Source organism: Comamonas sp. MYb396, assembly GCF_037479555.1.
Classification (GTDB): Bacteria; Pseudomonadota; Gammaproteobacteria; order Burkholderiales; family Burkholderiaceae_C; genus Comamonas.
In genome coordinates this window covers 497,332-520,388 of sequence record NZ_JBBGYU010000003.1, presented here as the reverse complement: position 1 = coordinate 520,388, position 23,057 = coordinate 497,332, and the positions used below count along the sequence as shown (strand labels likewise).

At 64.5% G+C, this 23,057-nt stretch carries 20 protein-coding genes and 1 pseudogene; 4 read left to right on the top strand and 17 right to left on the bottom strand.

Annotation, left to right across the window (positions count from 1 at the left end; all coding sequences use genetic code 11):
* Positions 1-86: 86 nt before the first annotated feature.
* Genes WH265_RS10050 through WH265_RS10025 form a run of 6 tightly spaced genes read right to left on the bottom strand, consistent with a single transcriptional unit; the run spans position 87 to position 7,169 of the window.
* Entirely contained in the window at positions 87-1,649 is a 1,563-nt protein-coding gene (locus WH265_RS10050) for an ABC transporter substrate-binding protein (protein WP_339558179.1), read from the bottom strand.
* A 38-nt stretch (positions 1,650-1,687) separates the two neighbouring features.
* Positions 1,688-2,551, bottom strand: a complete 864-nt coding sequence (locus tag WH265_RS10045; RefSeq protein WP_339558178.1) for an alpha/beta hydrolase — start codon at positions 2,549-2,551, stop codon at positions 1,688-1,690.
* Positions 2,552-2,579: 28 nt separating this feature from the next.
* On the bottom strand, positions 2,580-4,256 hold the full coding sequence (locus WH265_RS10040) for an ABC transporter ATP-binding protein (RefSeq protein WP_339558177.1): 1,677 nt from the start codon (positions 4,254-4,256) through the stop codon (positions 2,580-2,582).
* Complete coding sequence (locus tag WH265_RS10035) at positions 4,253-5,071, bottom strand: ABC transporter permease (protein ID WP_021027991.1); 819 nt, start codon at positions 5,069-5,071, stop codon at positions 4,253-4,255. Before WH265_RS10035 ends, WH265_RS10040 begins: the two co-directional genes overlap by 4 nt.
* Entirely contained in the window at positions 5,068-6,012 is a 945-nt protein-coding gene (locus WH265_RS10030; protein ID WP_339558176.1) for an ABC transporter permease, read from the bottom strand. Before WH265_RS10030 ends, WH265_RS10035 begins: the two co-directional genes overlap by 4 nt.
* Positions 6,013-6,017: 5 nt before the next feature.
* Complete coding sequence (locus WH265_RS10025; RefSeq protein WP_116925372.1) at positions 6,018-7,169, bottom strand: C45 family autoproteolytic acyltransferase/hydolase; 1,152 nt, start codon at positions 7,167-7,169, stop codon at positions 6,018-6,020.
* Between the two features lie 242 nt (positions 7,170-7,411).
* Between WH265_RS10025 and WH265_RS10020 the strand changes: the two genes are divergently transcribed.
* The gene (locus tag WH265_RS10020; RefSeq protein WP_339536726.1) at positions 7,412-8,287 is read left to right on the top strand and encodes a GntR family transcriptional regulator; all 876 of its coding nucleotides are present in this window, start codon (positions 7,412-7,414) and stop codon (positions 8,285-8,287) included.
* A 9-nt stretch (positions 8,288-8,296) separates the two neighbouring features.
* Here WH265_RS10020 and WH265_RS10015 read toward each other — a convergent pair whose 3' ends face one another.
* From WH265_RS10015 to WH265_RS09965, 11 genes are all read right to left on the bottom strand, one after another.
* Positions 8,297-9,043, bottom strand: a complete 747-nt coding sequence (locus tag WH265_RS10015; protein WP_339558175.1) for a siderophore-interacting protein — start codon at positions 9,041-9,043, stop codon at positions 8,297-8,299.
* Positions 9,044-9,157: 114 nt separating this feature from the next.
* Positions 9,158-10,147 (bottom strand): 2-hydroxyacid dehydrogenase, encoded by a 990-nt coding sequence (locus WH265_RS10010; RefSeq protein WP_339558174.1) that lies wholly within the window; start codon positions 10,145-10,147, stop codon positions 9,158-9,160.
* Positions 10,148-10,170: 23 nt separating this feature from the next.
* Positions 10,171-11,121 (bottom strand): sugar kinase, encoded by a 951-nt coding sequence (locus WH265_RS10005; protein WP_339558173.1) that lies wholly within the window; start codon positions 11,119-11,121, stop codon positions 10,171-10,173.
* A gap of 49 nt (positions 11,122-11,170) precedes the next feature.
* Positions 11,171-11,983: a sugar phosphate isomerase/epimerase family protein gene (locus WH265_RS10000; RefSeq protein WP_339558171.1), complete on the bottom strand. Its 813-nt coding sequence runs from the start codon at positions 11,981-11,983 to the stop codon at positions 11,171-11,173.
* Positions 11,984-12,174: 191 nt separating this feature from the next.
* A complete protein-coding gene (locus WH265_RS09995; RefSeq protein WP_021027999.1) occupies positions 12,175-12,930 on the bottom strand; it encodes an amino acid ABC transporter ATP-binding protein in 756 nt (251 codons plus the stop codon).
* Positions 12,931-13,072: 142 nt separating this feature from the next.
* Positions 13,073-13,864, bottom strand: a complete 792-nt coding sequence (locus WH265_RS09990) for a transporter substrate-binding domain-containing protein (protein WP_373604931.1) — start codon at positions 13,862-13,864, stop codon at positions 13,073-13,075.
* Between the two features lie 181 nt (positions 13,865-14,045).
* Entirely contained in the window at positions 14,046-14,687 is a 642-nt protein-coding gene (locus tag WH265_RS09985; protein ID WP_116925378.1) for an amino acid ABC transporter permease, read from the bottom strand.
* A gap of 16 nt (positions 14,688-14,703) precedes the next feature.
* Entirely contained in the window at positions 14,704-15,375 is a 672-nt protein-coding gene (locus tag WH265_RS09980) for an amino acid ABC transporter permease (RefSeq protein ID WP_116925379.1), read from the bottom strand.
* Between the two features lie 118 nt (positions 15,376-15,493).
* Entirely contained in the window at positions 15,494-16,612 is a 1,119-nt protein-coding gene (locus tag WH265_RS09975; RefSeq protein ID WP_339558170.1) for a LacI family DNA-binding transcriptional regulator, read from the bottom strand.
* Positions 16,613-16,925: 313 nt separating this feature from the next.
* Positions 16,926-17,912, bottom strand: a complete 987-nt coding sequence (locus WH265_RS09970; RefSeq protein WP_445228508.1) for a LysR family transcriptional regulator — start codon at positions 17,910-17,912, stop codon at positions 16,926-16,928.
* Positions 17,913-17,960: 48 nt separating this feature from the next.
* The gene (locus WH265_RS09965; RefSeq protein ID WP_339558169.1) at positions 17,961-19,133 is read right to left on the bottom strand and encodes an NADH:flavin oxidoreductase/NADH oxidase; all 1,173 of its coding nucleotides are present in this window, start codon (positions 19,131-19,133) and stop codon (positions 17,961-17,963) included.
* 161 nt (positions 19,134-19,294) lie between these two features.
* Here WH265_RS09965 and WH265_RS24235 point away from each other — a divergent pair.
* The 3 genes and pseudogenes from WH265_RS24235 to WH265_RS09960 form a co-directional block, all read left to right on the top strand.
* Positions 19,295-19,534 (top strand): annotated as a pseudogene (locus WH265_RS24235) (LysR substrate-binding domain-containing protein); the annotation flags it as partial.
* 14 nt (positions 19,535-19,548) lie between these two features.
* On the top strand, positions 19,549-19,767 hold the full coding sequence (locus WH265_RS24230; RefSeq protein WP_445228507.1) for a LysR substrate-binding domain-containing protein: 219 nt from the start codon (positions 19,549-19,551) through the stop codon (positions 19,765-19,767).
* Between the two features lie 200 nt (positions 19,768-19,967).
* Positions 19,968-23,057, top strand: a complete 3,090-nt coding sequence (locus tag WH265_RS09960; protein ID WP_339558168.1) for a BPTD_3080 family restriction endonuclease — start codon at positions 19,968-19,970, stop codon at positions 23,055-23,057.

Genomic DNA, 23,057 nt, shown 5'->3' with positions numbered 1-23,057 from the left:
GGATGTGAAACGCGGAGAGCGGAATGCGGGGAAAGAGGTGCGCGCGTGGCCGAACCAGAGCGTTCTGGCCACGCGCAGAGGTTGCTTTAGGGCGCGGCGCGGGTCACGCCCCAGAAGCGGTGCGTGCCGGCGGGCCAGCCCTTGTAGCCCTTGATGCTGGGCGCCATCGCGGTGACGACGGGCAGGTTGTACAGGCCGATGATGGGCACCTCCTTGGCCATCAGCGCATGGAGCTGGTTGAACAGGTCCTTGCGGCGGGCCGGGTCGCGCTCCATCGCCACCTGCTTGAGCAAGGCCGAGGCCTGTGCATCGTCCCACTGGCGGGTGGGCTCGGCCTTTTTGTCGCCGATCAGCGACTCGTACATCAGCAAGGGATCGAGCCGCGCCGAGTAGGCAAAGATGGCCAGCTCGTACTGGCCCTTGCCGTACAGATCGAGCTGCGAGGCCCAGTCGCGCACCTTGATGTCGATATTGATGCCGGCCGAGCCCAGCAGCGCCTGCAGGATGGTGGCCAGCTGCACGCGCTCCTGGCGGTTGGCCACCAGCAGGCTGATGGGCTGGCCCTTGTAGCCCGCCTGCTTGGCCAGCGCGCTGGCGCCCACCGGGTCATAGCCGGGCCAGGCCTTGCTGCGCTGATCGTAGTAGGGGCTGAGCGGCGATATCACCGAGGGGTTGGCGGTAAACAAGCCCTTGCCGGCGGCCTCGGCCACATCGGGCAGGCTCAGCGCCTTGGCAATCGCCTGGCGCATGCGCACATCCTTGAGCGCGGGCGCCTCGGTCTGCAGCTGCAGCACCACCCAGCTTGGCGTGGGCTGTACTTCCACCTGTACGCCCTTGTCCTTGAGCACCTTGATGGTGTCGGGATCCACATCGTCAATGACATCGAGATCGCGCGAGAGCACGCCGTTGGAGCGGGTGCTGGCATCGGGCACGGTCACAAAGCGCAGGGTGGCAATGCTGGCCTGCTTGTTGCCGGCATAGCCATCGCGCGCGCCGGGCAGCGCGCTGTAGTCGGCAAAGCGCTTGAGCTCGGTGTAGCGGCCGGTCTGCTTTTCGGCAAAGCTGTAGGGGCCGGTGCCGATCACCTGGCTGACGCTGCCGTTGGCGGCCACGGAGTCGGGGTGGATGATCCAGGGCGTGCACTGGATGGTGGCCAGGGTCATCAAGAAGTTGGGCGCAGGCGCCGAGAAGCTAAAGCGCACGGTCTGTGCGTCGACCGCCTTCACCTCCTGCAGCGCCGGGCCGATCTTGCCGTTGTAGCGGTTGATGCACTGGAAGTTGGTCTTGGGATCGAGGTAGCGCTTGAAGTTCCACACTACATCGGCGGCCGACAAGGTCTTGCCATTGTGAAAACGCACATTCGGGCGCAGCTTGAAGTCGTAGCTGGTGCTGTCGTCGTTCGCCTTCCAGCTGCTGGCCAGCATGGGCTTGATGCTCAGGTCCTCGCCATAGGCCACCAGGCCCTCGACCACATGGGCCATCACCATGTCGGAGTTGGCGTCGCGGTTGACACCGGGGTTGACGCTGGCGATATCGGCATGCAGCGCCACGCGCAGCATATCGGGGGCGCCGGCGGCCTGGCTGTGGGCACTGAGCGCGCAGGCTGCGGCGAGCAGCGCGGGCGACCAAAGAGAGCGGCTGGTGGGCATGGTCTTCCTTGTGGTGGTGGGGACGTTGGCGTGGGGGCTTAAACCGGGGCGGCCTGCGGCGCGCGCAGGCACTGCTGCAAGAAGGCCTCGACCGGCTCGATGACCCTGAAGGGCTCGTGCGCAATGCCGGGCACGGTGTCGCGCTGCACGCGGATGCCATGCGCGGCAAAGCTGTCGGCCAGCGCGGTGATGCGCTCGATGCGGTTGTCGCCCTGCAGCTGGGCACCATCCATCCACAGCGCGCTGTCGCGCGGAATGGTGATCTCCCAGGTGGCGGTGTCGGCCGTGCCGATGATGGTCTGCACGGCTACCTCGCGCATCGCGGCCAGGTTGAGGCTGCGGCCAAAGCGCTGCTCGATGTCGCGCACGCCCACCCACCAGTCGTAGTCGGTGTTGAGCAGGGTGACCACGCCCGGCGCGCCGATCGAGACGGCCTGCAGGCGCTCGGGGTGCAGCAGGAAAAAGCGCTGGCAGAACTGGCCGCCACCCGAGAAGCCATACATCAAAAAGCGCTGGCTGCGCAGGCGGTACTTGGCCGCCACCTCGTCGACCATGGACAGCAACACCTGGTCATAGCGGATGCCATGGAAAAGAATGCGCTTGTAGTTGGCCAGGTCGCCCGCCACGCCAATGCCGGCGGGGAAGAGCGGCGCCAGCACGATGCAGTCATTGCGGTCGGCAAAGTCGGCAAAGCGGTCGCGGTACTGGCTGGCGGTGCGGCCCGTGCCGTGCACGATCACTGCCAGGTCATAGCGCTTGTCCTCGCTCTCGCTGTAGTTTTTGGGCACATAGAGGCAGTAGCTGAAGCGCTGGTCGAACTGGCTGGCAAAAAAGGTGGTGGCGCCAAAGTCGTAATAGCTGAGCTTGATACCGTGGCCCTGGCGGGCGGGAGGGGATGACATAGAAGACTCCTGAAAGGTTGCTTAATTTTTAGGCAGGGCAGGCAGCGCCGTCCGCAGAGGCGTTGGCCCGGCCTTCGGCATGGCGCCAGCGCAGATGCACGCCGCCATCGGGCGTCGCCTGCAGCATCGGGATGGCATCGAGCAGCTGGCGCGTATAGGGGTTCTGCGGCTGGTCAAACACGGCGTCGCGCGTGCCCTGCTCGGCAATCAGGCCGCCCTGCACGACGATGACCCGGTCGGCAATCTGCTCGACCACGCCCAGGTCGTGGCTGATGAAAAGGCACGAGAAGCCATAGCGCTGCTGCAGCTCGGCCAGCAGGTCCAGCACCTGGGCGCGCACCGTCACATCGAGCGCAGAGACCGCCTCGTCGGCAATCATCAGTGCCGGGCGCCGCACCAGCACGCGGGCAATGGCCACGCGCTGGCGCTGGCCGCCCGAGAGCTCATGCGGGTAGCGCATCGCAAAATCGCCGCCCAGCCCCACATCGGCCAGCGCTTGCTGCACGCGCTCGCGCTTGTCGCTGGCGCTCAGGCCCTCTGCCATGCGCAGCGCCTCGGCCACCAGGGCCTGCACCGTCATGCGCGGGTCGAGTGAGGAGTAGGGGTCCTGGAAGACCATCTGGCAGTTGTAGCGGTAGTCCTTGAAGCCCGGGCTGCCCGGCAGCAAGGGCTGGCCCTTGTAGCGCAGGCTGCCGCTGGTGGGCTGCAGCAGGCCCGACAGGATCATGCCCAGGGTGGTCTTGCCCGAGCCCGATTCGCCGACCACGGCCACCACCTCGCCGGGGAAGATATCCAGGCTGATGCCCTTGAGCACACGCGCTGGTGCCCCCTTGCGGAACCAGCGCTGGCGGCCGCCAAACTCCAGCACCAGGTCGCGGGCCGACATCAGCGGCGCCCTGCGGTCGATCTGGCGCGGTGCGCGGCGCTGGGGCAGGGTGCGCAGCAGCTGGCGCGTGTAGTCATGCGCGGGGGCGGCCAGCACCTGGGCAGTGGGGCCGGTTTCCACAATGTCGCCCTGCTTCATCACCACCATGCGGTCGGCGTAGCGGGCCACCATCGGCAGGTCATGGCTGATCAGCAGCACGGCGGTGCCGTTCTCGCGCGTCAGCTCCAGCATCATCTCCATCACCTCGCGCTGCACCACCGCATCCAGCGCCGTGGTGGGCTCGTCGGCAATCAGCAGCGCCGGGCGCAGCAGCATGGCCGAGGCGATCATGATGCGCTGGCGCATGCCGCCCGAGAACTCATGCGGAAACGCGCTCAGGATGCGCTGGGTGTCACGCAGGCCGACGCGCTCCAGCATCGCGTGGATGCGCGGCATGTGCTCATCGCGCGCCTGGGGCAGGTGCATGCGCAGGCCTTCGAGCAGCTGCTCGCCAATGCTCAGGGTGGGGGTGAGCGAGGTCATCGGCTCCTGGAACACCATGGCCACGCGCGGGCCACGCACAGCGCGCAGCTGGCGCTCGTTCATCGCGTAGAGCGACTGGCCGTCGAGCAGGATGTCGCCGCCACTGCGGCTGATGGCATGGGGCGTGAGCCGCATCACGGCGCGGCTGAGCATGGTCTTGCCCGAGCCCGATTCGCCGACGATGCCAACAATCTCGCCAGCGGCCAGCTGCAAGGATGCATCGCGCACCACCAGTTTGCCGGCGCCGGCCGAGAGGCTCAGGTTCTGGATCTGCAGCAAGGCAGGGGATGTGGTCATACGCGCCTCCGCATGCGTGGGTCGAGCCGGTCGCGCAGCGCGTCACCGAGCAGGTTGATGCCCAGCAGTGCCAGCGAGATCGCCAGCCCCGGGAAAATCGCCAGCCAGGCCGCCTGGCTGACATAGGAGCGGCTGCCCGCCAGCATGTTGCCCCAGGTGGGTGCGGGGGGCGCCACGCCCAGGCCCAGAAAGCTCAGCGAGCTCTCGGCCAGGATGATCCAGCCGCACATCGAGGTGGCCATGACGATCACCGGTGCAATGCAATTGGGCAGCACATGGCGCAGCAGGGTGTAGGTTTCGGAGTTGCCCATGACGCGCGAGGCGCGCACAAAATCACGCTCGCGCAGGCCCAGCACGGTGCCGCGCACCACCCGCACCACCGATGACGCATAGGCCAGTGCCAGTGCGATGATGATGCCGGTGGTGCTGGCGCCAAACACCGCCAGCAGGCCCAGCGCCATCAACAGGCCCGGGAAGGCCAGCAGCGCATCGTTGATGGCCATCAGAATGCGGTCGGGCCAGCCGCGCAGGTAGCCGCTGAGCGCGCCGATCAGCACACCAAAGAAGGTGGCCAGAAACACGGTGCTCAGGCTGATGCGGATGCTGGTAGCGGTGCCGCGCATCAGGCGGCTGAGTACATCGCGGCCCAGCTCGTCGGTGCCCATCCAGTGCTGCCAGCCGGGCGCTGCCAGGCGGGTCTTGAAGTCGAGCTTGAGCGGGTCATACGGCGTCCAGAACGTGGCCAGCAAGGCCACGACGACCACCACGGAGACCAGGCCAGCGCCCAGCCAGAAGGAGAGGGAGCGGCGGTTCATGATGCGGCCACCCTGGGGTCAAAGATGGGGTAGAGCAGGTCCACAAAGAGGTTCACCAGGACATAGATGCTGGCGATGAAGAGCAGGCAGCCCTGGATCAGCGGGTAGTCGCGGGCAAAGATCGCATCGACCAGCAGACGGCCGAGGCCCGGAATGGTGAACACGGTCTCAATCACCGCCACGCCGGCGAGCAGGTTGCCCAGGATCAGGCCCAGCAGGGTCCAGGTCGGGCCAAAGGAACTTTTGAAGGCATGGCGCAGCATCACCGTCATCTCGCTCAGGCCCTTGGCGCGGGCATGGGTGATGTAGTCCAGGTGCAGCACCTCCAGCGTGGAGGCGCGGGTCATGCGCAGGATCACGCCGATCTCATGGAGCAGCAAGGTGGTGATCGGCAGCACCAGGTAGAGCAGCGCCTGCTGCGGGTTCTCGCCAAAGGCGACAAAGCCGACCACCGGAAACCAGCCCAGCTTGAGCGCAAAGAACATCAACAGCAGCAGCCCCATCCAGAACGCGGGCAGCGACAGCAGCAAGGTGGCGGTGGCGACCAGGGCCAGGTCGGTGATGCGGCCCTGGCGCCAGGCGGCCAACATGCCCAGCGGCACGGCGACCAGCGTGGCCAGCAGCACGGCAGGCAGCACGATCTGGGCGCTGACGGCAAAGCGCTCCCAGATCAGCGCGGCGACGGGTTGGCGGTTGGAGATGGACTGGCCCAGGTCGCCCTGCAGCACATGGCCGGACCAGACCAGGAACTGCGTGGGCAGGCTGGCGTTGAGGCCCAGCTGCTCGCGCAGGGCCGCCAGCGATGCGGCATCGGCCGAATCACCCAGCATCAGCGCTGCCGGGTCACCGGGGATCAGGCGCACCAGAATGAAGACGGCCAGTGCCACGATCACCAAGGTCGGAATCGCCATGCCGATGCGGGTGGCAGCGAATTTCCACATGGCGCTCAGTGCTCCAGCGCCGCAGCGGCGGCGGCAGACGGTTCAGCCGCGCCATCGCCATGCAGGCGGTAGGTGGTGAACTGGCGGTTGATGGCCGGCAGCGGTGCAATCTCCATGATGCCCAGCGCCGGCTCCATGACGATCATCGCGACGGTGGCGGTCAGGTTGCCGCCATCGGCGGGGCGCGGTGGGCGGCAGACCGCGTAGGGCGAGAGGAAGTCGTCAAACAGCGCCTTCTTCAGCGATTCGCGCGTCAGCAGGCGGCCTTGCTCCTGCAGGATCTTGCGCACCCGCCAGTCGCGGTAAAAGCTCTCGGGCACATGGGGGATGCCGGTGTCGCGCAGCTTGGCCAGCGCCACGGGGCTGACCCAGTGGTTGGCGTGCACGATCATGCCGTCCTCAGGGTAGAGCGGAAAGGCCTCGTCAGGCGCGCATTCAAAGTCAATGCCAAAGCCCGCGGCCGATGCCACCATGATGTTGTTGGAGCAGGACTTGGGCGTGGTGGCCACGGCCTTGGCGGCCAGCGCAAAGTGTTCCTGCTCCAGCACCTTGCGGCGGATCAGGCCCAGCGGAATGCCCAGCTTGGTGTAGTCGCGCTCGCACTCGAGGTAGTTGGCGGTGATCGAGATGCCTGCGGCGTTGAGGCCGCTGCGGGCCAGGCCGCCGGCTTCGACAAAGGTCAGGTAGTCGGGGCCATGGTCCTGGCGCACGCGCAGCACCACGCCGGTCTCGGCGCATTCGGCGCGCCAGTCCCAGTTCTGGCCATGGATCAGGTTGCCCGAGGCGCTGCGCTCGGGCAGCAGCATGGCGCCGGTGCAGCCGTCGTCCAGCTCGTCATCGACCGGCTTGGTGGACTGGGCGCGCGCCAGAGCCACCACTTCGGTGCGGGCGTTGATCATCACGATGTCGTCCAGCGCGACGCCCGAGCCCTCGGCAATGCCGCGCATTTCTTCGAGGTAGTTCTCGTCAAAGGCGGCGATCTTCTGGGCGTACTCGGCGATCAGCGCGGCCTTGTGTGCGGCACTGATGCCGTACTTCTCCAGCGCGCCGCCGTACAGGGCTGCGCTGCGGGCAATGCGGTCTTTGAGCGCCGCGCCATACTGGCGCCCTCGGGCTTGGGGGGCGCCAGACAGCGTGACGAGTGGAAACGGCGACATCTTTTTCCTTTTGTGTTTTGTGAACTTTTAATACATTAATTTCCTGGTCATTGACTGTCAATTTGTTTTTTATAGAATCAAACAAAACTTAGGGAAACTACGATGAAGGATGCTGCCAAGACGGGAAGCCTGGCGCGTATGCTCGGGGCTGGCCGGCAAAAACAAGATGCTGCGCGCCGCCGCCATTGCCACCGGATTGCGCAGGCGCGGGCCGCAGCAGCACTACCCAGGGGAGAATCGGTTTGAAGCAATCGCTGAGTTCTTTGCAGATCGACGTCGCGCGCCAGCTGACGGCGCTGATGCATGGTGGCCGCTGGCGCGTGGGCGACCGCATCTCCGACCTGCACCTGGCCAATGAGCTCAAGGTCTCGCGCACGCCGGTGCGCCAGGCGCTGATGCTGCTGACCGCCCAGGGCCTGGTGGCCTACCACCCGGGCCGGGGTTTTCGGGTCGAACGCGTGCCCGATGGCGATGATGCGCTGGAGCAGCTGGTGCCCCCTTCTGAAGCCGAGGCGCTGTACAGCCAGATCATGAACCACCGCGCCAGCGGCCAGCTGGCCGGCGAAGTCTCCGAGGCGCAGCTGGTGGAGCTGTTTGGCGTGACCCGGGGCGCCGTGCGCCGCGTGCTGATGCGCTTTGCCGCCGAGGGCCTGACCGAGCGCCTGCCCGGCCACGGCTGGCGCTTTACCGAGAGCCTGGACAACCCCCAGGCCGTGCATGAGAGCTATGACTTTCGCTTGATCGTCGAGTGCGGCGCGCTGAAGATGGCCGGCTTTGCGCCCGACCCCGAACAGCTGCAGCAGCTGTTCCGCGAGCAGTCAGATATCTTGCAGATGCCGGTCGAGCAGTTGCGCCAGGATGTGTGGTTCAAGGCCAATGCGAATTTTCATGAAACCCTGGTGTCCTGGTCGCGCAACCGCTTTTTGATCGAGTCGGTGCGCCGGCAGAACTCGCTGCGCAAGATCTCGGAGTTTGCGCATTTCAGCCACCTGAGTGAGCAGCATATCCGCCAGGCCTGCACCGACCACCTGGGCATTCTGAAGGCGCTCAAGGAAGGCGATGCCGACTATGCCGCGGCGCTGCTGCGCCGGCATATTTCGCGCTCGGCGGAAATCTAAAAACAGGGCCTAGGTTTTTTCCAGCTCGGGCTTGGGCGCGCGCAGCTCGTTCTCGCTCATGCCCCGGCGCCAGTAGGCCACGATCAGCTGCTCCTGCTTGCCCAGCCCCAGGCTGTCTACGGCCCAGGCGCGCAGCGCCTGCGCGGTGGCAAATTCGGCGCCTACCCACAAAAAGCGGCTCGCGCCTTCGGTGGCTTGTGCGGCGGTCCAATCCAACGCTTGGACGGACCGCTGCAGCTGCTGGCCGCTGGCTGCAGCTGCGCCTGCGCGGTACAGCCAATGCCACTGCATGCCGGCTGGCAGGCGGATATCGATCGCGTCCTGCGGGTCCGCTATTTCGCAAACCACATGGCCGCGTGTGCTGGCGGGCAGCTGTTCTGCAATGCGGGCCAGCGCGGGCAGCGCGCTGTCGTCACCGGCCAGCACCATCCAGTCGGCCATGCGGGCCGTGCGGCCGCCGGGCTTGAGAATTTCGACACAGTCGCCGACCTGCGCCTGCTGGGCCCAGCAGGCACCCGGGCCGGCATCGGCATGCAGCAAAAAATCAATTTCCAGCCATTGCGCATCGGCATCGAAGGCGCGGACGGTGTAGACGCGTGTGCTGCTGGCGCCGTCGCGTTGCGGCGATGGAAAAACCAGGCGGCAGTGGATGTTGTCGTGCTGGCAAAAGGGCGCCAGCTGCGCGCCGGCAAAGCGGATGCGGCGGTAGCCAGCGGATGGGGAGGCGAGGGAGAGAACCTGGAGAGTCGAAGGCATGCCGCAGTCAGGAGACAAGACGAGAAAGTGGGTGGCCGCTGGCGCCGTGCTAGACACCAGAATGCCGAGCGGCCATTATGCGGGCGCTCCTGCGCTTGGCCCGTCTCCCTCAGCTCAGGCCTGGCTCAGATCAAACCCACCCGCTGGTTTCTCACCCGCCAGCACCTGCAGCAGGTTGCTGGTCGCCATCTCGGCCATCGCGTGGCGGGTCTCGTGCGTGGCCGATCCGATATGCGGCAGCGCCACCACCTTGGCATGGGTGCGCAGGGGCGATTCGATTGGCAGCGGCTCGGTGGCAAACACATCCAGGCCGGCGGCGCGGATCTGGTCGGTGTCGAGCGCATGCAGCAACGCAGCCTCGTCGACGATCGCGCCGCGCGAGCCGTTGATGACGATGGCGCTGGGCTTCATCATCGCAAAGGCGTCGGCGCCCAGCAGGTGCTTGGTTTCGGGGGTCGATGGCACGACGGAGACGACAAAATCTGCCTCGCGCAGCAGCGCATCGCGCGCCACATAATGCACCTGGCCGGCGAGGGCGCCCAGCTCGCTCTCGGGCACGACGCTGCGGTTGTTGTAGAGCACGCGCATGCCAAAGCCCAGCGCCGCGCGCCGTGCCAGTGCCATGCCGATGCGGCCCATGCCCAGAATGCCCACGGTCTTGCCATGCACATCCCAGCCGAACAGGTCTTCGCCAATATTGCGCTGCCACTGGCCCGAGCGCACATACATTGCCAGCTCCGGAATGCGGCGGCTGGTGGCCATCAGCAGCGCAAAGATGGTGTCGGCCGTCGTCTCCGTCAGCACGCCAGGCGTGTGGCACAGCGCAATGCCGCGCTCGCGCAGCGATGCCAGCGGGTAGTTGTCCACGCCCACCGAGATGCTGGAGATCACCCGCAGCTGCGGAGCTTCATCGAGCAGCGCATCGGTGATCGGGTAGCTCGACCCGATCAGCGCCTGGGCCAGGGGCAGCGCTGCAAAAAACGCATCGCGCTGCGCGGCCACACGCGGGTTGGCCACGGTCACGTCATGCGCGGCTTGCAGGCGGGCCAGTTGGTCCTCGGGCAGTTCACGAAAAACCAAAATCTGGTGGCGGGTGCTGCTCATGGCTGCTCCTGGATGCGTTGAAATCAATAGCCAGCGGCGGTCAAAGCCTCGCGGGTCGGCAAGCCTTCGGAGTCGCCCAGCACCTGCACCTGCAGCGCGCCAATCCAGCAGCCGCGCTTGACGGCATCGGCCACCGAGCGGCCGTCGAGCAGGCCGCTGATAACGCCCACGGCAAAGGCGTCGCCGGCGCCCACGGTGTCCACCACCTTCTCGACCGGGCAGCCGGCCACATAGCCGGTGCCGGCCTGGGCGTCATCGTAGTAGGCACCTTCTTCGCCGAGCTTGACGACGACCAGGCTTGCGCCCTGGTCGCGGTAGAAACGGGCCACTGCTTGGGGTGTCTTGTGGCCGGTCAGCAGCTCACCTTCGGCCAGGCCGGGAAAGACCCAGTCCGCGCCCGCAGCCAGCGCATTGATCTCGCGGCGCATCGTGGCCTCGTCCTGCCACAGAGTGGGGCGCAGGTTGGGATCGAAGGAGATGGTGCTGCCAGCAGCGCGGGCAATTTGCAGTGTGCGCTGGGCAGTGGCCAGGCTGGTCTGCGAGATCGCGGCAAACACGCCGGTGGCGTGCAGGTGGCGGGCCGAGGCCAGCCAGGGCTCGTCGATGTCGGCGGGGGTCATCAGGCTGGCGGCCGAGCCCTTGCGGTGGTATTCCACCTGCGGGTCGCTGCCATCATCGCTGCGGCCCTTGATCTGGAAGCCGGTCTTTTGCGCCGGGTTCAGCACCACATGTTCGCAGTGCACGCCTTCGCTCTTCATCTGGTTGATCAGGTAGCGCGCCATCGAATCGGCACCCAGGCGGCTGGCCCAGTGGGTGTTGAAGCCCAGGCGTGCCATGCCGGTGGCCACATTGATCTCGGCGCCTGCAATGCGCTTGGTAAAGAACTCGGCGTTCTCCAGCGGGCCGGCGCGGTCGGCAATCAGCAGCATCATCGCTTCGCCAAAGGTGGCGACATCAAAGGTCTTGGTGGTCATGGCCGTGTCTCTCTTGGGTGCTGTTGGCTGTTGGTTTGTTGGGAGCTGATCAGGAGGCCTTGGCCTGCAGTGCCGTGGCGTCGCGCAGCACGGCCAGCTCCTGCTGGGTGACGGCGACCAGGTCGTCGCCGATCAGCGGGTACTCGATGGCGCGGGGCGCGTCGCTGGGCAGCGCGCGCAAAATGGCGCGCCAGGCCGCTGCCGATTCGGCCAGCGGCACGGCCACCCATTTGGCGGGCAGGCGTTGCACGCCCTTGGCATGCACATAGGCCACGCGGCTGCCAAACAGCTGCGCTGCTTGCAGCGCGCATTCGCCCAGGTAGTGCCAGTTGCCCATGTCAAAGGTCATCGGCAAGTTCAGGCCGGCGGCATCGGCAGCGGCAAAAAAGCGCTGCAGTGCCTGCATGGTGCCGGCGGCCGTGGTCTGGTCGTTCTCGATCAGCAAGGTGAGGCCCGCGCCATCGATGGCGCTCTTGAGCGCCGCAAAGCCCTGGGCCGAATGCGCGACCGATTGGCTGGCAAAGCCGCCGATCGACATCTTGAGCCAGGTGGCGCCCAAGCTATGGGTGGCGGCAATCGCGTGTTGCACGGCGGCGGTGTTCAGGCTGCCGTCCATCGCAAACAGCGGCTGGGGGCAGGAGTAGACCAGGTCCAGCTGGTGCGCGCGGCCATAGGCGGCCAGCGCGGGCAGCTCTTCGGCGGGGTTCAGCAGCAGCTCTTCGCGCACTTCATAGCCATTGGCACCTGCGCGGTGCGAGAGCTGGGCAAAGTAGAGCTGGCCGTGGCGGCGCACTTCGGCATTGCCAAACGAGGTGAGGGAGATCAGCGCGGGCGAGCCCGCGTTTTGCAAAGACAAGGCCATGGTTTTCGTATTTTTTGGCCGCTTACGCCCGTATACCAAGCGTTGACAGCTATTGATAAGTGAGCAAACAATCTGCAGTAACTTCGCACGTTCTCAAAAACTGGCGCGGCCCATCGGCGCACACCGAGCAAGGGCCTCGCCGGCCGCACCGCCCCGCAGCTCAGGGACGGCGCGAAGCGCCTCAGGGGGTGTTAGTGATTACTCAGGATCTGGCCCAGGAACTGCTGGGTCTTGGGGTGCTGCGGGTTGTCAAAGAACGCAGCCGGTGGGCCTTGCTCGATGATCTTGCCGTCGGCCATGAAGATCACGCGGTCGGCCACGCTGCGGGCAAAGCCCATTTCATGGGTCACGCAGAGCATGGTCATGCCGTCTTCGGCGAGGCCGATCATGGTGTCCAGCACTTCCTTGACCATCTCGGGGTCGAGGGCCGAGGTGGGCTCGTCAAACAGCATGATCTTGGGGGCCATGCACAGCGCGCGGGCAATCGCTACGCGCTGCTGCTGGCCGCCCGACAGCTGGCTGGGGTACTTGTCCGCCTGGTCCGGAATGCGCACCCGCGTCAGGTAGTGCATCGCGCGCTCCTGCGCCTCGGCCTTGCTCAGGCCGCGCGAGCGCATTGGCGCCAGCATGCAGTTCTCGACAATCGTCAGGTGCGGGAACAGGTTGAACTGCTGGAACACCATGCCCACTTCCTTGCGGATGGTGTCGATCGCCTTGCTGTCACCCGTCAGGTCCGTGCCGTCCACGGTGATCTGGCCCTTCTGGATGGCTTCGAGCCGGTTGATGCAGCGGATCATCGTGGACTTGCCCGAGCCCGAAGGCCCGCAGATGACGATACGCTCGCCGGCACGCACGTCGAGGTTGATATCGGTCAGCACCTGGAAGTTGCCATACCATTTCTCGACGCCTTGGAGGCGAATGATGGGTGCTTGCGAGGGGGTCGTCATAAAGCAGTCGTTTTTTAAGATGATTGCAACACTGGCATGCCCGAGCTAAGAGACAGCCAGCAAGGGCCGCCCCGCAGCGGTGCTGTCGTCCCCCTTCCAGGGGGAAGGCGCGCAGCGCCTCAGGGGGTAGCCCGTTCTAGGGTTAGTCCAGCTTCGGCAGGTCGGCGCCCAACCACTTTTGGTACAGCTTGTTCAGCTCACCATTGGCGGTGTTCTTGGCGATAAAGGCGTTCACGGCTTCTGCCACTTCGTCCTGGCCGGGGCGCAGCGCGACGGCCATGTTCTGCTGCAGCAGCTGGAACTTGTTCTCGAACTGGCCGGCAGGCGCGCGCTTGGCGATCTGGGCAGCCACGGTCACCGAGCAGCCGATGGCATCGACCTGGCCAGACAGCAGCGCCTGCATGGCCGATGCGTCGTCGTCAAAGCGGCGGATTTGCGTGCCTTCTGGTGCAGCCTTGGTGACGGCCACGTCCTGGGTGGAGGCACGTGCCACGCCCACGCGCAGGCCCTTGAGATTTTCCGGGCCCTTGATGGCCGTCTTGGTGGCGCCGTACAGCACGATCGATGCGGCCGAGTAAGGCTTGGAGAACAGCACCTGCTTGGCGCGCTCGGGCGTGATGGCCAGCGAGGCGATCAGCATGTCGACCTTGTTGGTCAGCAGGAAGGGGATGCGGTTGGGGCCCGTCACGGGCACGATCTCGGCGGTCACGCCCCATTCCTTGGCCAGCAGCTTGGCCACGTCGGCGTCGTAGCCGTCAGGCTGGTTGCTGCCGTTCAGGATGCCGTAGGGCGGGAAGTCCACCAGCATGCCGATCGTAATCTTGCCCTTTTTCTTCAGATCGGCCAGCGACTGGGCCGATGCGGTCAGGGGCAACAGGGCGCTGGCAGCCAGGGCGGCAGCAGCGGAGGTGAAAGTGCGGCGGGAAATCTGCATGCTCATGTCTCCTAAGGGTTTAATAACGCAGCAAGAAGGGAAAGGGATTAAACAGGCCAAACGTAAGAAGCACTGGCGTCGTTGCAGCAGGGCCCATCGGCGGGACGCCGAGCAAGGGCCGCCCCGCAGCAAGGGCGTCGTCCCCCTGGGGGGAAGGCGCGTAAGCGACTCAGGGGGGTGTTCATCTGGCTTGGCGCTTCTCAAGGCGGCCCGCCCAGAGGGACAGCGGCCAGCACAGGATGAAGTAAACGGCACCGACGACACCGAACACCAGCATCGGCTGGAAGGTGGCGTTGTTGATGATCTGGCCGGCGCGCGTGATCTCGGTAAAGCCGATGATGGCGGCCAGCGACGTGCCCTTGATGATCTGCACCAGGTAGCCCACGGTGGGGGCCACGGCAATCTTCATCGCCTGGGGCAACACAACGGCGCGCATGCGCCAGAAGTAGGATAGCGACAAGGCCTCGGCTGCTTCCCACTGGCCGCGTGGCACCGCCTGGATACAGCCGCGCCAGATCTCACCGAGGAACGCGCCGCTGTTCAGAATCAGCGCAGCAGCGGCTGCCACCCAGGGGTTGATCTCAAAGCCCAGAATGGGCGCGCCAAAGAACACCAGGAACAGCTGCAGCAGCAGCGGCGTGCCCTGAAAAATCTGGGTAAAGGCGGTGGCAATGCCGCGTGCCAAGCCGTTCTCGGAGGTGCGCGACAGCGCAATCACCAGGCCCACCAGGGCGCCGCCGATAAAGGCGATCAGGGACAGGGCCACGGTCCACTTGGCCGCTTCCACGATGAACCACAACTCGGGCCAACCAAAAGTACGCATTTCTTGTTCTCCGAGTTCAGCGACGGTCTGGGTAGTTCAAGGCCATCTGGTAGATGAGCTTGAACAGCAGGTTGAAGGCCAGCGACAGCAGCAGGTAGATGGCAGCCACGACGATGTAGACCTCAAAGCTGCGGAAGGTCTCGGACTGGATGTTGGCGGCCACCGAGGTCAGGTCGTCGGCCGAGATCACCGACACCACGGCCGAGCTGAGCATCAGCAGGATGAACTGGCTGGTCAGCGCCGGGTAGATGGTCTTGAGCGCGGGCTTGAGGATCACAAAGCGGAAGATTTCCCAACGCTTTAGATCCAGCGCCAGGCCGGCCTCGATCTGGCCCTTGGGGATGGATTCGATACCGGCGCGTATGATCTCGGTCGCATAGGCGCCCAGGTTGACCACCATGGCCACCAGCGCGGCGGTTTGGGGCGACCAGCGCAGGCCGATGGCCGGCAGCGCAAAGAAGAAGAAAAACAACTGCACCAAAAAGGGCGTGTTGCGGATCAGCTCAATGTAGGCATTGATGACAAAGCGCAGCGGCGCAGGGCCCGAGGTCTTGCCCCAGGCGCAGACGATGGCGACGGCCAGGCCGATGACCATGGCAAGAAAAGACAGCTGGATGGTCACCCAGGTGCCTTGCAATAGCTGCGGCCAGGCTGCCAGGACCTGGTCGAATTGGAACGTGTAGTTCATGGCGATGCGGCGCTTTTGAAACCGGTTTCAGTAGCGCCGCAGTTTAGCGCAAGGTTACGGAACGATTACTAGGGTTTGCCCTAGTTTGGTGCGTAACGCTGTTTTTAGTGGTTGTGAATCAATGGTTTGGGGATTTTGTCGAGCCGCGCACAATGATGGTGCCTGGTAACTCGACTGTGCGGGCGGGGCTTTGCAGGCCCTGGATGCGCTCGATGAGGCACGTAGCTGCCGCCTGGCCCAGCGCATCGGTGGGCTGGGCCACGGTGCTCAGGCCCGGGCCCACCAGCGCAGCCCAGTCGGTCTCGTCCACGCCGATGATGCCCAGCTCCCGCCCGGGCACCCAGCCCAGCGCATGCACGGCGGTGGCCACGCGCAGGCTGGCCACGGCATTGCCGGCCAGCACGGCGGGGTGGCGGCCCGCTTGCTGCGCCTGATCGCGCCATCGCTGCAGGTGCTGCTGTAAGGCGCTGGTGTTGTGCGGGGTGCTTTCCCACACGCTGCCCTGCATGGCCGCCGGCTTGCCGCGCCCGGTGCTGCCTTGGCCTTGCAGGTAGCGGGCAAAGGCTTGCTGGCGTGCGGTGCGCGAGCTGACATCGGCAATCGGCTCGGTCACCAGCAGCACTTCGTCAAAGCCTTGCTGCTGCAGGTGGTCCATCGCGATCTGGATCACGCCGGGGTTGTCCACGGTCACAAAATCGGCGTCCATGCCTTCCTGGAAGCGGTCCACCAGCACGATGGGCTTGCCGTGCAGCTGTGCGTCCTGCCAGAGCTGGGCGCTGGTGTCCACGCGGTTGAGGATCATGCCGTCGAGCTGGTAGGCCGACAGCGCATGCATGGCATCGCGCTCGCGCCCGGCCTCATTGCCCAGGTTGAACAGCACCAGCAGGTAGCCAGCGGCCTGGCAGGCCTTTTCTGCGCCCTGCAGCACCGCCACCGAGAAGGGGTTGGTCACATCGGCCACCGCCAGGCCGATGAGGCGCGTGCGGCCATGCTTGAGCGCCTGCGCCATCGGGCTGGGCCGGTACTGCAGGCTGGCAATGGCCTCCTGCACGCGCTTGGCCATGTCGGGGGTGAGGATGTCGGTGCGGCCATTGAGGTAGCGCGAGACCGTGGCCTTGGAGACCTGGGCCGCCAGCGCCACATCGGCAATCGTGGCCCGGGCCTTGGCGGCGGCAGGCTTGGCTGCGCCGGGCGGGCTGGGGCGCTGGGGAGTGGCAGGGGGCGCAGGCTTGGGCACGGGGCAATCCAGGGTGGTCGTTACGGTAGCGATGGTAGCGCCGAACCGCCCAGGCCCGGCGCTGGCATGTCCGTGGTGCGGCAGGGGCAGTCGCGCAGGCGCGGTGGCGGGCGCAGGATGCGGGTGCGTTGTCCGGGCCCGCTACAGCGGCCGGTCGGATCGCTGTACTTGTCAGGATTCTCCGACTTGGCGCCTGTGGATAATTTTGTGCAATGTTGCCGTCGTTGCGCGAGAAACTCCCTGCAATCTCCCTCTAGAGAAGAAATGCACACCGGGAAGCCGGTTTCTGTGGATAAGTTAATTTCATAGCAACTTAGTCAAGTGCTGTGTGGGCGTTGAGAAGGCAGTCGATGAAGGCCTGCGCCACGCGGCTCGGCGCGGGCGATAAGCGCCACATGGCCACGAATTGGCAGCGGTATTGGAAGCGTTCTGGCCGCACAGCCCGCATCAAACCTTGGTTTTCAAAACTGGCGGCATAGTGGTCCGGCAGAAATCCCAAAAAACACCCGGACAAAATCAAGGTGGCAATCGACTCCTGGTCAAACCCGGTGGCCGCACGCGGCAGGCGCACGCTGTGGCTCAGCTCCATATTGGGCGAGTGGTAGCCCAGGCCGGCAAAGGGGTAGCTGCGCAGCTGCTCCCAGTCCAGGTCTTCATGCGCCTGCTCCCACAGGTCATGGCCGGCGGCGCAGTACAGCTGCATGTTCTCGGCAAACAGATCGCGGTAGACCAGGCTGGCCGAGCTGCGGTGCGCCGGGATGATGCCCACATGAAAGCGCCCATCCATCAGGCCGCGCTCAATGGCATTGATCGAGCTGACATGCAGCTGCAGGTTCACATCCGGCGCCTGGCCGTGGAACTGTGCAATCGCGCGGTGGATCTGGGCCTGCGGGTTGCTCACCGTCTTGTCGAAGATGGCGATCTCCAGATTGCCGCCCATGCGGGCGTGGATATCGTCAATGCGGCTGCGGAACAGATCGACGCCGCCGAGCAGCTGCAAGGTGGCCTCGTAGACCTGGTGGCCTTCCGGCGTCAGCGCAAAGCCCGCGCGCCCGCGCCGGCACAGCACCATGCCCAGGCGGGTCTCCAGGTCCTTCATGTGGCGGCTCAAGGTCGATGTGCCGATATTGAGTTCCAGCTCGGCCGCCGACATGCCCCCGCACTCCACCACGCTCTTGAAGACCTGCAGCAGCCGCAAATCCATATCGCTGAGCTGGCCCAACACCGCGCGGGCGCGGCGATCGGCTGCGGGCGGAGAGGGCGGGGGAGCAAAAGCAGGAGGGCGAGCGGGCATCCGCATAGCTTAGCGGCTTTGGCGGCCGCCGCCCTCGGTGTTTACAGAACGTGTTTAGCGCACGCCTACCGCTGCGCCACGGAAGAGCTTGCTGAACTCCCGCGGCTGGCTGCGCCAGTACTGGCGTGGTGCATCCACCTGCGCGCCCAGGCTGGCGGCCGCATGCCAGGGCCAGCGCGGGTCGTACAAGGCAGCGCGGCCAATGGCGACGGCATCGGCCTGGCCCGAGGCCACAATGTGCTCAGCCTGCGCAGGCTCGGTCACCAAACCGACGGCAATGGTGGTCAGGCCCGTGGCCTGTTTGATGGCCTCGGCAAAGCCCACCTGGTAGCCCGGCTGCACGGGGATCTGCTGGGCGGTCGACAGCCCCCCCGAGGACACATGGATGGCGCTGCAACCCAGCGCCTTCAGCCCCTGCGCCAGGGCGATCGAACCATCGATATCCCAGCCGCCCGACGCCCAATCCGAAGCCGAGATACGCACCCACACCGGCTTGGCAGCAGGCACGGCCGCGCGCACAGCGGCAAACACCTCCAGCGGGTAGCGCAGGCGGTTCTCCAGGCTGCCGCCGTAGGCGTCGCTGCGGGTGTTGGACAGGGGCGAGAGGAACTCATGCAGCAAATAGCCATGGGCCATGTGGATCTCGATGCCATCGATGCCCAGCGCATCGGCCGCCTTGGCCGCTGCCACAAACGCATCCTTCACCTCTGCCAGCTCGGCAAGGGTCATCTCGGCCGGCGGCACCTCGCCCGCCCCATGGGCAATGGCTGAAGGCGCCTGCGCCACCCAGCCCCGGGGCGCATCGGGCGCAATCTGCGCAGCGCCTTCCCAAGGCAGGTGGCTGGACGCCTTGCGGCCCGCATGGGCCAGCTGGATAGCGACCGGAATCGCCGAGAGCTTGCGCAGCGACCCCATCAGCCGCCCCAGCGCCTGCTGGTTGTCAGCGGAATAGATGCCCAGGTCCTTATCGGTAATGCGCCCCACCGCCGACACCGCCGTGGCCTCCAGCACCAGCATGCCCGCGCCCGATACCGCCAGGCTGCCGTAGTGCATCAAATGCCAGTCATTGGCATTGCCCTCTTGCGCCGAGTACTGGCACATCGGGGCGATGACGATGCGGTTGGGGAGGGTGAGCTGGGACAGGGTGAGGGGCTGGAACAGCTGCGAGGGGGCGGGGTTGCTGGCGGGGGTTGGCGTGGTCAGCGAAGGGTCGGTGGTTCTTTGCATGGGTGGGTGTCTGTTGGGTCAATGCGCCGCAAGTGATGCGCGCAGCGGCAGAGCATGCGCAGCGCGGCTGCATCGACAGGTTGCAGGAACGAGGTACAGCGTAGTCCTATATTCAAACCTGGGTGCGGTGGGGGATAGCCGAGGGTTGACCCGTTGGGGACATGGGCATCGACAAGTCGCGCGACTCCAGCCTGGTTGCCACCGCGCTGGACAGCAAACGCCGCATGCTCTGCGCCACCCCCAGATACTTGGCCCAACACCCCGAGCCCCGCGTACTGAGCGATCTGGCCCAGCACCAGTGCGTCACCACCACCGAACTGCAACCCTGGACCTTCCAAACCGACCAACAGGAGCGCACCCTGCGCGTAGCCGGCCGCCTCACCGTCAACTGCATCGAAGGCATCCACGACGCTGCATGGCCGGCGCCGGCATTGCGCTGCTGTCGAGCTGTTACACGGCGGAATATCTGCAGTCAGGCCGCCTGGTCGCCATTGCGCTGGAGGATGCACAGCCCAAGGAGCTGGCGGTATGGGCGGTGTACCCGGCGCGGCGGCAGGTGCTGCCTAAGGTGCGGGTGTTTGTGGAGGCTATGCGGGGGTGTTGGGGGGGAAGGTTCACCGGCTGGAGGGTCTGACGGCTTTGCCGTCAATGCGCCTTGTCGATAGTCCTTACGGTGAGCACTTCTTGGCAATCGAATCCGATTGAAAAAATTCTGAATTCAGACTTAGTGGCCCAAATCAGCCGCCCTGCATAATGGATAATTCTATTAATTTAGTAAGTTTTTCTCGTCGCTATCAGGGTGGTGAAGATTGGGAAATAGTATGTGGGAATTACATGTCGAACCAGTTTTTTGATAAACCAATTCTCAACTCACCTTACGAGTATCCCAGCCGGCATTGGGAGCTTGATGGAACCGGGCAACCTACGCAGCGGGTTGAGGATTCGCGTCGCCTTGCTGAGTTCATAACTCCAATCCCCAAAGCCAAGAAGCAAAAGAGCACGGCTAAACAAGATGTTTTTTTGTTTAATGGTGAACTGTCCACTCAGAAGCAGGCATACGACCATACGGCTGTCATCAACTCGGTACGGCAAGAAGTGGACAAGTGGCGTGCACTCAAGAACCCAACTGACTGGCGGGTCACTCCCGAAACTGCGCGTCTGCTGCAACACTGGCGACATCACTCATTCAACAACATCCGCCCATTCTTCTGCCAAGTGGAGGCCGTCGAGACAGTAATCTGGTTGACCGAGGTGGCGCCGCAGATGGGCAAGCTTGGGCAGGTCTTCTTGGACCACCTTGCTAATGCAAGCAACGACGCCAACCCCGAGTTGATGCGGTTGGCCCTGAAGCTTGCGACCGGCGCAGGCAAGACTACAGTGATGGCGATGATCATCGCCTGGCAGACCGTCAATGCTGTGCGCCGTCCTGGTAGCAAGAAGTTCACGCGCGGCTTTCTGGTCGTTGCACCAGGCCTAACCATCAAAGACCGCTTGCGGGTCCTGCAGCCCAACGACCCTGAAAGTTATTACGCCAGCCGCGAGTTGGTGCCCAGCGACATGCTGGACGATCTGAACCGGGCCAAGATCGTCATCACCAACTACCACGCCTTTAAACTACGTGAGCGCATTGAGCTGTCCAAAGGTGGGCGTCTCTTGCTGCAAGGCCGTGGCGGCAATGAACTGAACACCCTCGAAACGGAGGGCCAGATGCTCCAACGTGTCATGCCTGACTTGATGGGCATGACCAATGTGCTGGTCATCAATGACGAGGCCCACCACTGCTACCGCGAAAAGCCTGACGCCGAACTGGAGGCGCTGAAGGGTGACGAGAAGAAAGAAGCCGACGAGAACAACGAAGCCGCGCGCATGTGGATCACTGGCTTGGAGGCCGTCAACCGCAAGTTGGGCGTCGCCAAGGTGGTTGACCTGTCGGCTACACCGTTCTTCCTCGCTGGGTCCGGTTACGTTGAAGGCGCCTTGTTCCCCTGGACCATGAGCGACTTTTCGCTGATGGACGCCATCGAGTGCGGCATCGTCAAGCTGCCTCGTGTGCCTGTGGCGGACAACATCCCCGGGGGCGAGATGCCGAAGTTCCGCAACCTGTGGGAGCACATCCGCACCCGCATGCCCAAGAAGGGGCGAGGCGCTGCGAAGTCACTTGACCCTTTGAGTCTGCCGGTTGAGCTGCAAACGGCGCTTGAGGCCCTGTATGGTCATTACAAGAAGACCTTCGACTTGTGGCAAGCCGCTGGCATCAAGGTGCCGCCTTGCTTCATCGTGGTATGCAACAACACGTCCACGTCCAAACTGGTCTACGACTTCATCTCCGGCTTCAACCGTGAGAACGAGGATGGCAGCTCCAAGCCCGTCGCTGGGCGGCTTGAACTGTTCCGCAACACCGACGAATACGGCAACCCCTTCGGCCGTCCTCGAACGCTGCTGATCGACAGCGAACAGCTGGAGTCTGGTGACGCACTGGACGAAAGCTTCCGTGCCGCCGCAGGACCAGAGATCGAACAGTTCAAGCAAGAAGTATTCGAGCGTGGCGGTGCCTTGGCCGATGAACTTCGTTCCGGCAAAGACTTTGATGACGCTCGCCTGCTGCGCGAAGTGATGAACACCGTGGGCAAGGCGGGCCGATTGGGTGACTCGATTCGCTGCGTCGTCTCTGTGTCTATGCTTACCGAAGGCTGGGATGCCAACACTGTCACTCACGTGCTGGGCGTTCGTGCCTTTGGCACGCAACTGCTTTGCGAGCAGGTGATTGGCCGCGCCCTCCGCCGTCAGTCCTACGATCTGAACGAGGAAGGCCTGTTCAACGTCGAATATGCCGACGTGCTCGGCATCCCGTTTGACTTCACTGCCAAGCCGGTGATCTCCAAGCCCCAGCCGCCACGTGAGACAGTGCAGGTCCGGGCACAGCAAGACCGCGCCGCGTTAGAGATTCAATTCCCTCGCGTGCAGGGCTACCGGGTCGAGTTGCCCGATGAGCGTCTAATGGCTGAGTTCACCACAGATTCTGTGCTGGTGCTAACGCCTGACTTGGTCGGCCCATCGATTACACAGAATGCCGGCATCATCGGTGAAACTGTTGACCTCAGCCTGGACCATTTGGCTGACATGCGGCACTCCACTTTGCTGATGCACCTCACTAAGCGTCTGTTGATAAACCATTGGCGCGACCCCGGTGACGAACCCAAGCTGCACTTGTTCGGCCAGCTCAAGCGCATCACCAAGGAATGGCTGGACACCTGTCTGACCTGCAAGGGCGACACCTACCCCGCACAGCTGATGTACCAGGAGCTGGCCGACGAGGCCTGCAACCGCATAACTGCGGCCATCACCAAGGCCGAGCAAGGCAATATGCGACCCATCAAGGCGGTCCTGGACCCGTACAACGCCACCGGCACCACCCGATTCGTCAACTTCAACACCTCGAAGACTGAACGCTGGGAGACCAACGGCCCGCCACCCAAGTGCCATGTGAACTGGGTGATTCTTGATAGCGACTGGGAGGCAGAGTTCTGCCGTGTGGTTGAACGACACCCGCGCGTGGTGGCCTACGTCAAAAACCACAACCTGGGCCTGGAGGTGCCGTACCGCTACGGCTCGGAGACGCGCAAGTACCGGCCCGACTTCATTGTGCAGATCGACGACGGCCACGGTCCTGACAACCTTTTGAAACTCATTGTTGAGATCAAGGGCTACCGTGGCGAAGATGCCAAAGACAAGAAACTGACCATGGACACCTACTGGGTGCCTGGCGTCAACAACCTGGGCGCTTACGGCCGTTGGGCCTTTGTCGAGTTCGTCGACGTGTACCAAATGCAGCATGACTTCGCCAAGAAGGTCGAAGCCGAATTCAACAAGATGATCGACGCCGTTGTCCCGGCCACCGAATCAGTACCCGAGGGCGCACTCTGA

What these genes read in the sequence shown, in the direction of transcription:
- WH265_RS09980 (WP_116925379.1), bottom strand. Translation starts at nt 15,375, where the DNA reads ATGAACTACACGTTCCAATTCGACCAGGTCCTGGCAGCCTGGCCGCAG.
- WH265_RS24230 (WP_445228507.1), top strand. Translation starts at nt 19,549, where the DNA reads ATGGCCGGCGCCGGCATTGCGCTGCTGTCGAGCTGTTACACGGCGGAA.
- WH265_RS10005 (WP_339558173.1), bottom strand. Translation starts at nt 11,121, where the DNA reads ATGACCACCAAGACCTTTGATGTCGCCACCTTTGGCGAAGCGATGATG.
- WH265_RS09990 (WP_373604931.1), bottom strand. Translation starts at nt 13,864, where the DNA reads ATGCAGATTTCCCGCCGCACTTTCACCTCCGCTGCTGCCGCCCTGGCT.
- WH265_RS10025 (WP_116925372.1), bottom strand. Translation starts at nt 7,169, where the DNA reads ATGTCGCCGTTTCCACTCGTCACGCTGTCTGGCGCCCCCCAAGCCCGA.
- WH265_RS10045 (WP_339558178.1), bottom strand. Translation starts at nt 2,551, where the DNA reads ATGTCATCCCCTCCCGCCCGCCAGGGCCACGGTATCAAGCTCAGCTAT.
- WH265_RS10050 (WP_339558179.1), bottom strand. Translation starts at nt 1,649, where the DNA reads ATGCCCACCAGCCGCTCTCTTTGGTCGCCCGCGCTGCTCGCCGCAGCC.
- WH265_RS09970 (WP_445228508.1), bottom strand. Translation starts at nt 17,912, where the DNA reads ATGCGGATGCCCGCTCGCCCTCCTGCTTTTGCTCCCCCGCCCTCTCCG.
- WH265_RS09965 (WP_339558169.1), bottom strand. Translation starts at nt 19,133, where the DNA reads ATGCAAAGAACCACCGACCCTTCGCTGACCACGCCAACCCCCGCCAGC.
- WH265_RS09985 (WP_116925378.1), bottom strand. Translation starts at nt 14,687, where the DNA reads ATGCGTACTTTTGGTTGGCCCGAGTTGTGGTTCATCGTGGAAGCGGCC.
- WH265_RS10030 (WP_339558176.1), bottom strand. Translation starts at nt 6,012, where the DNA reads ATGTGGAAATTCGCTGCCACCCGCATCGGCATGGCGATTCCGACCTTG.
- WH265_RS10000 (WP_339558171.1), bottom strand. Translation starts at nt 11,983, where the DNA reads ATGGCCTTGTCTTTGCAAAACGCGGGCTCGCCCGCGCTGATCTCCCTC.
- WH265_RS10015 (WP_339558175.1), bottom strand. Translation starts at nt 9,043, where the DNA reads ATGCCTTCGACTCTCCAGGTTCTCTCCCTCGCCTCCCCATCCGCTGGC.
- WH265_RS09960 (WP_339558168.1), top strand. Translation starts at nt 19,968, where the DNA reads ATGTCGAACCAGTTTTTTGATAAACCAATTCTCAACTCACCTTACGAG.
- WH265_RS10035 (WP_021027991.1), bottom strand. Translation starts at nt 5,071, where the DNA reads ATGAACCGCCGCTCCCTCTCCTTCTGGCTGGGCGCTGGCCTGGTCTCC.
- WH265_RS10010 (WP_339558174.1), bottom strand. Translation starts at nt 10,147, where the DNA reads ATGAGCAGCACCCGCCACCAGATTTTGGTTTTTCGTGAACTGCCCGAG.
- WH265_RS10040 (WP_339558177.1), bottom strand. Translation starts at nt 4,256, where the DNA reads ATGACCACATCCCCTGCCTTGCTGCAGATCCAGAACCTGAGCCTCTCG.
- WH265_RS09995 (WP_021027999.1), bottom strand. Translation starts at nt 12,930, where the DNA reads ATGACGACCCCCTCGCAAGCACCCATCATTCGCCTCCAAGGCGTCGAG.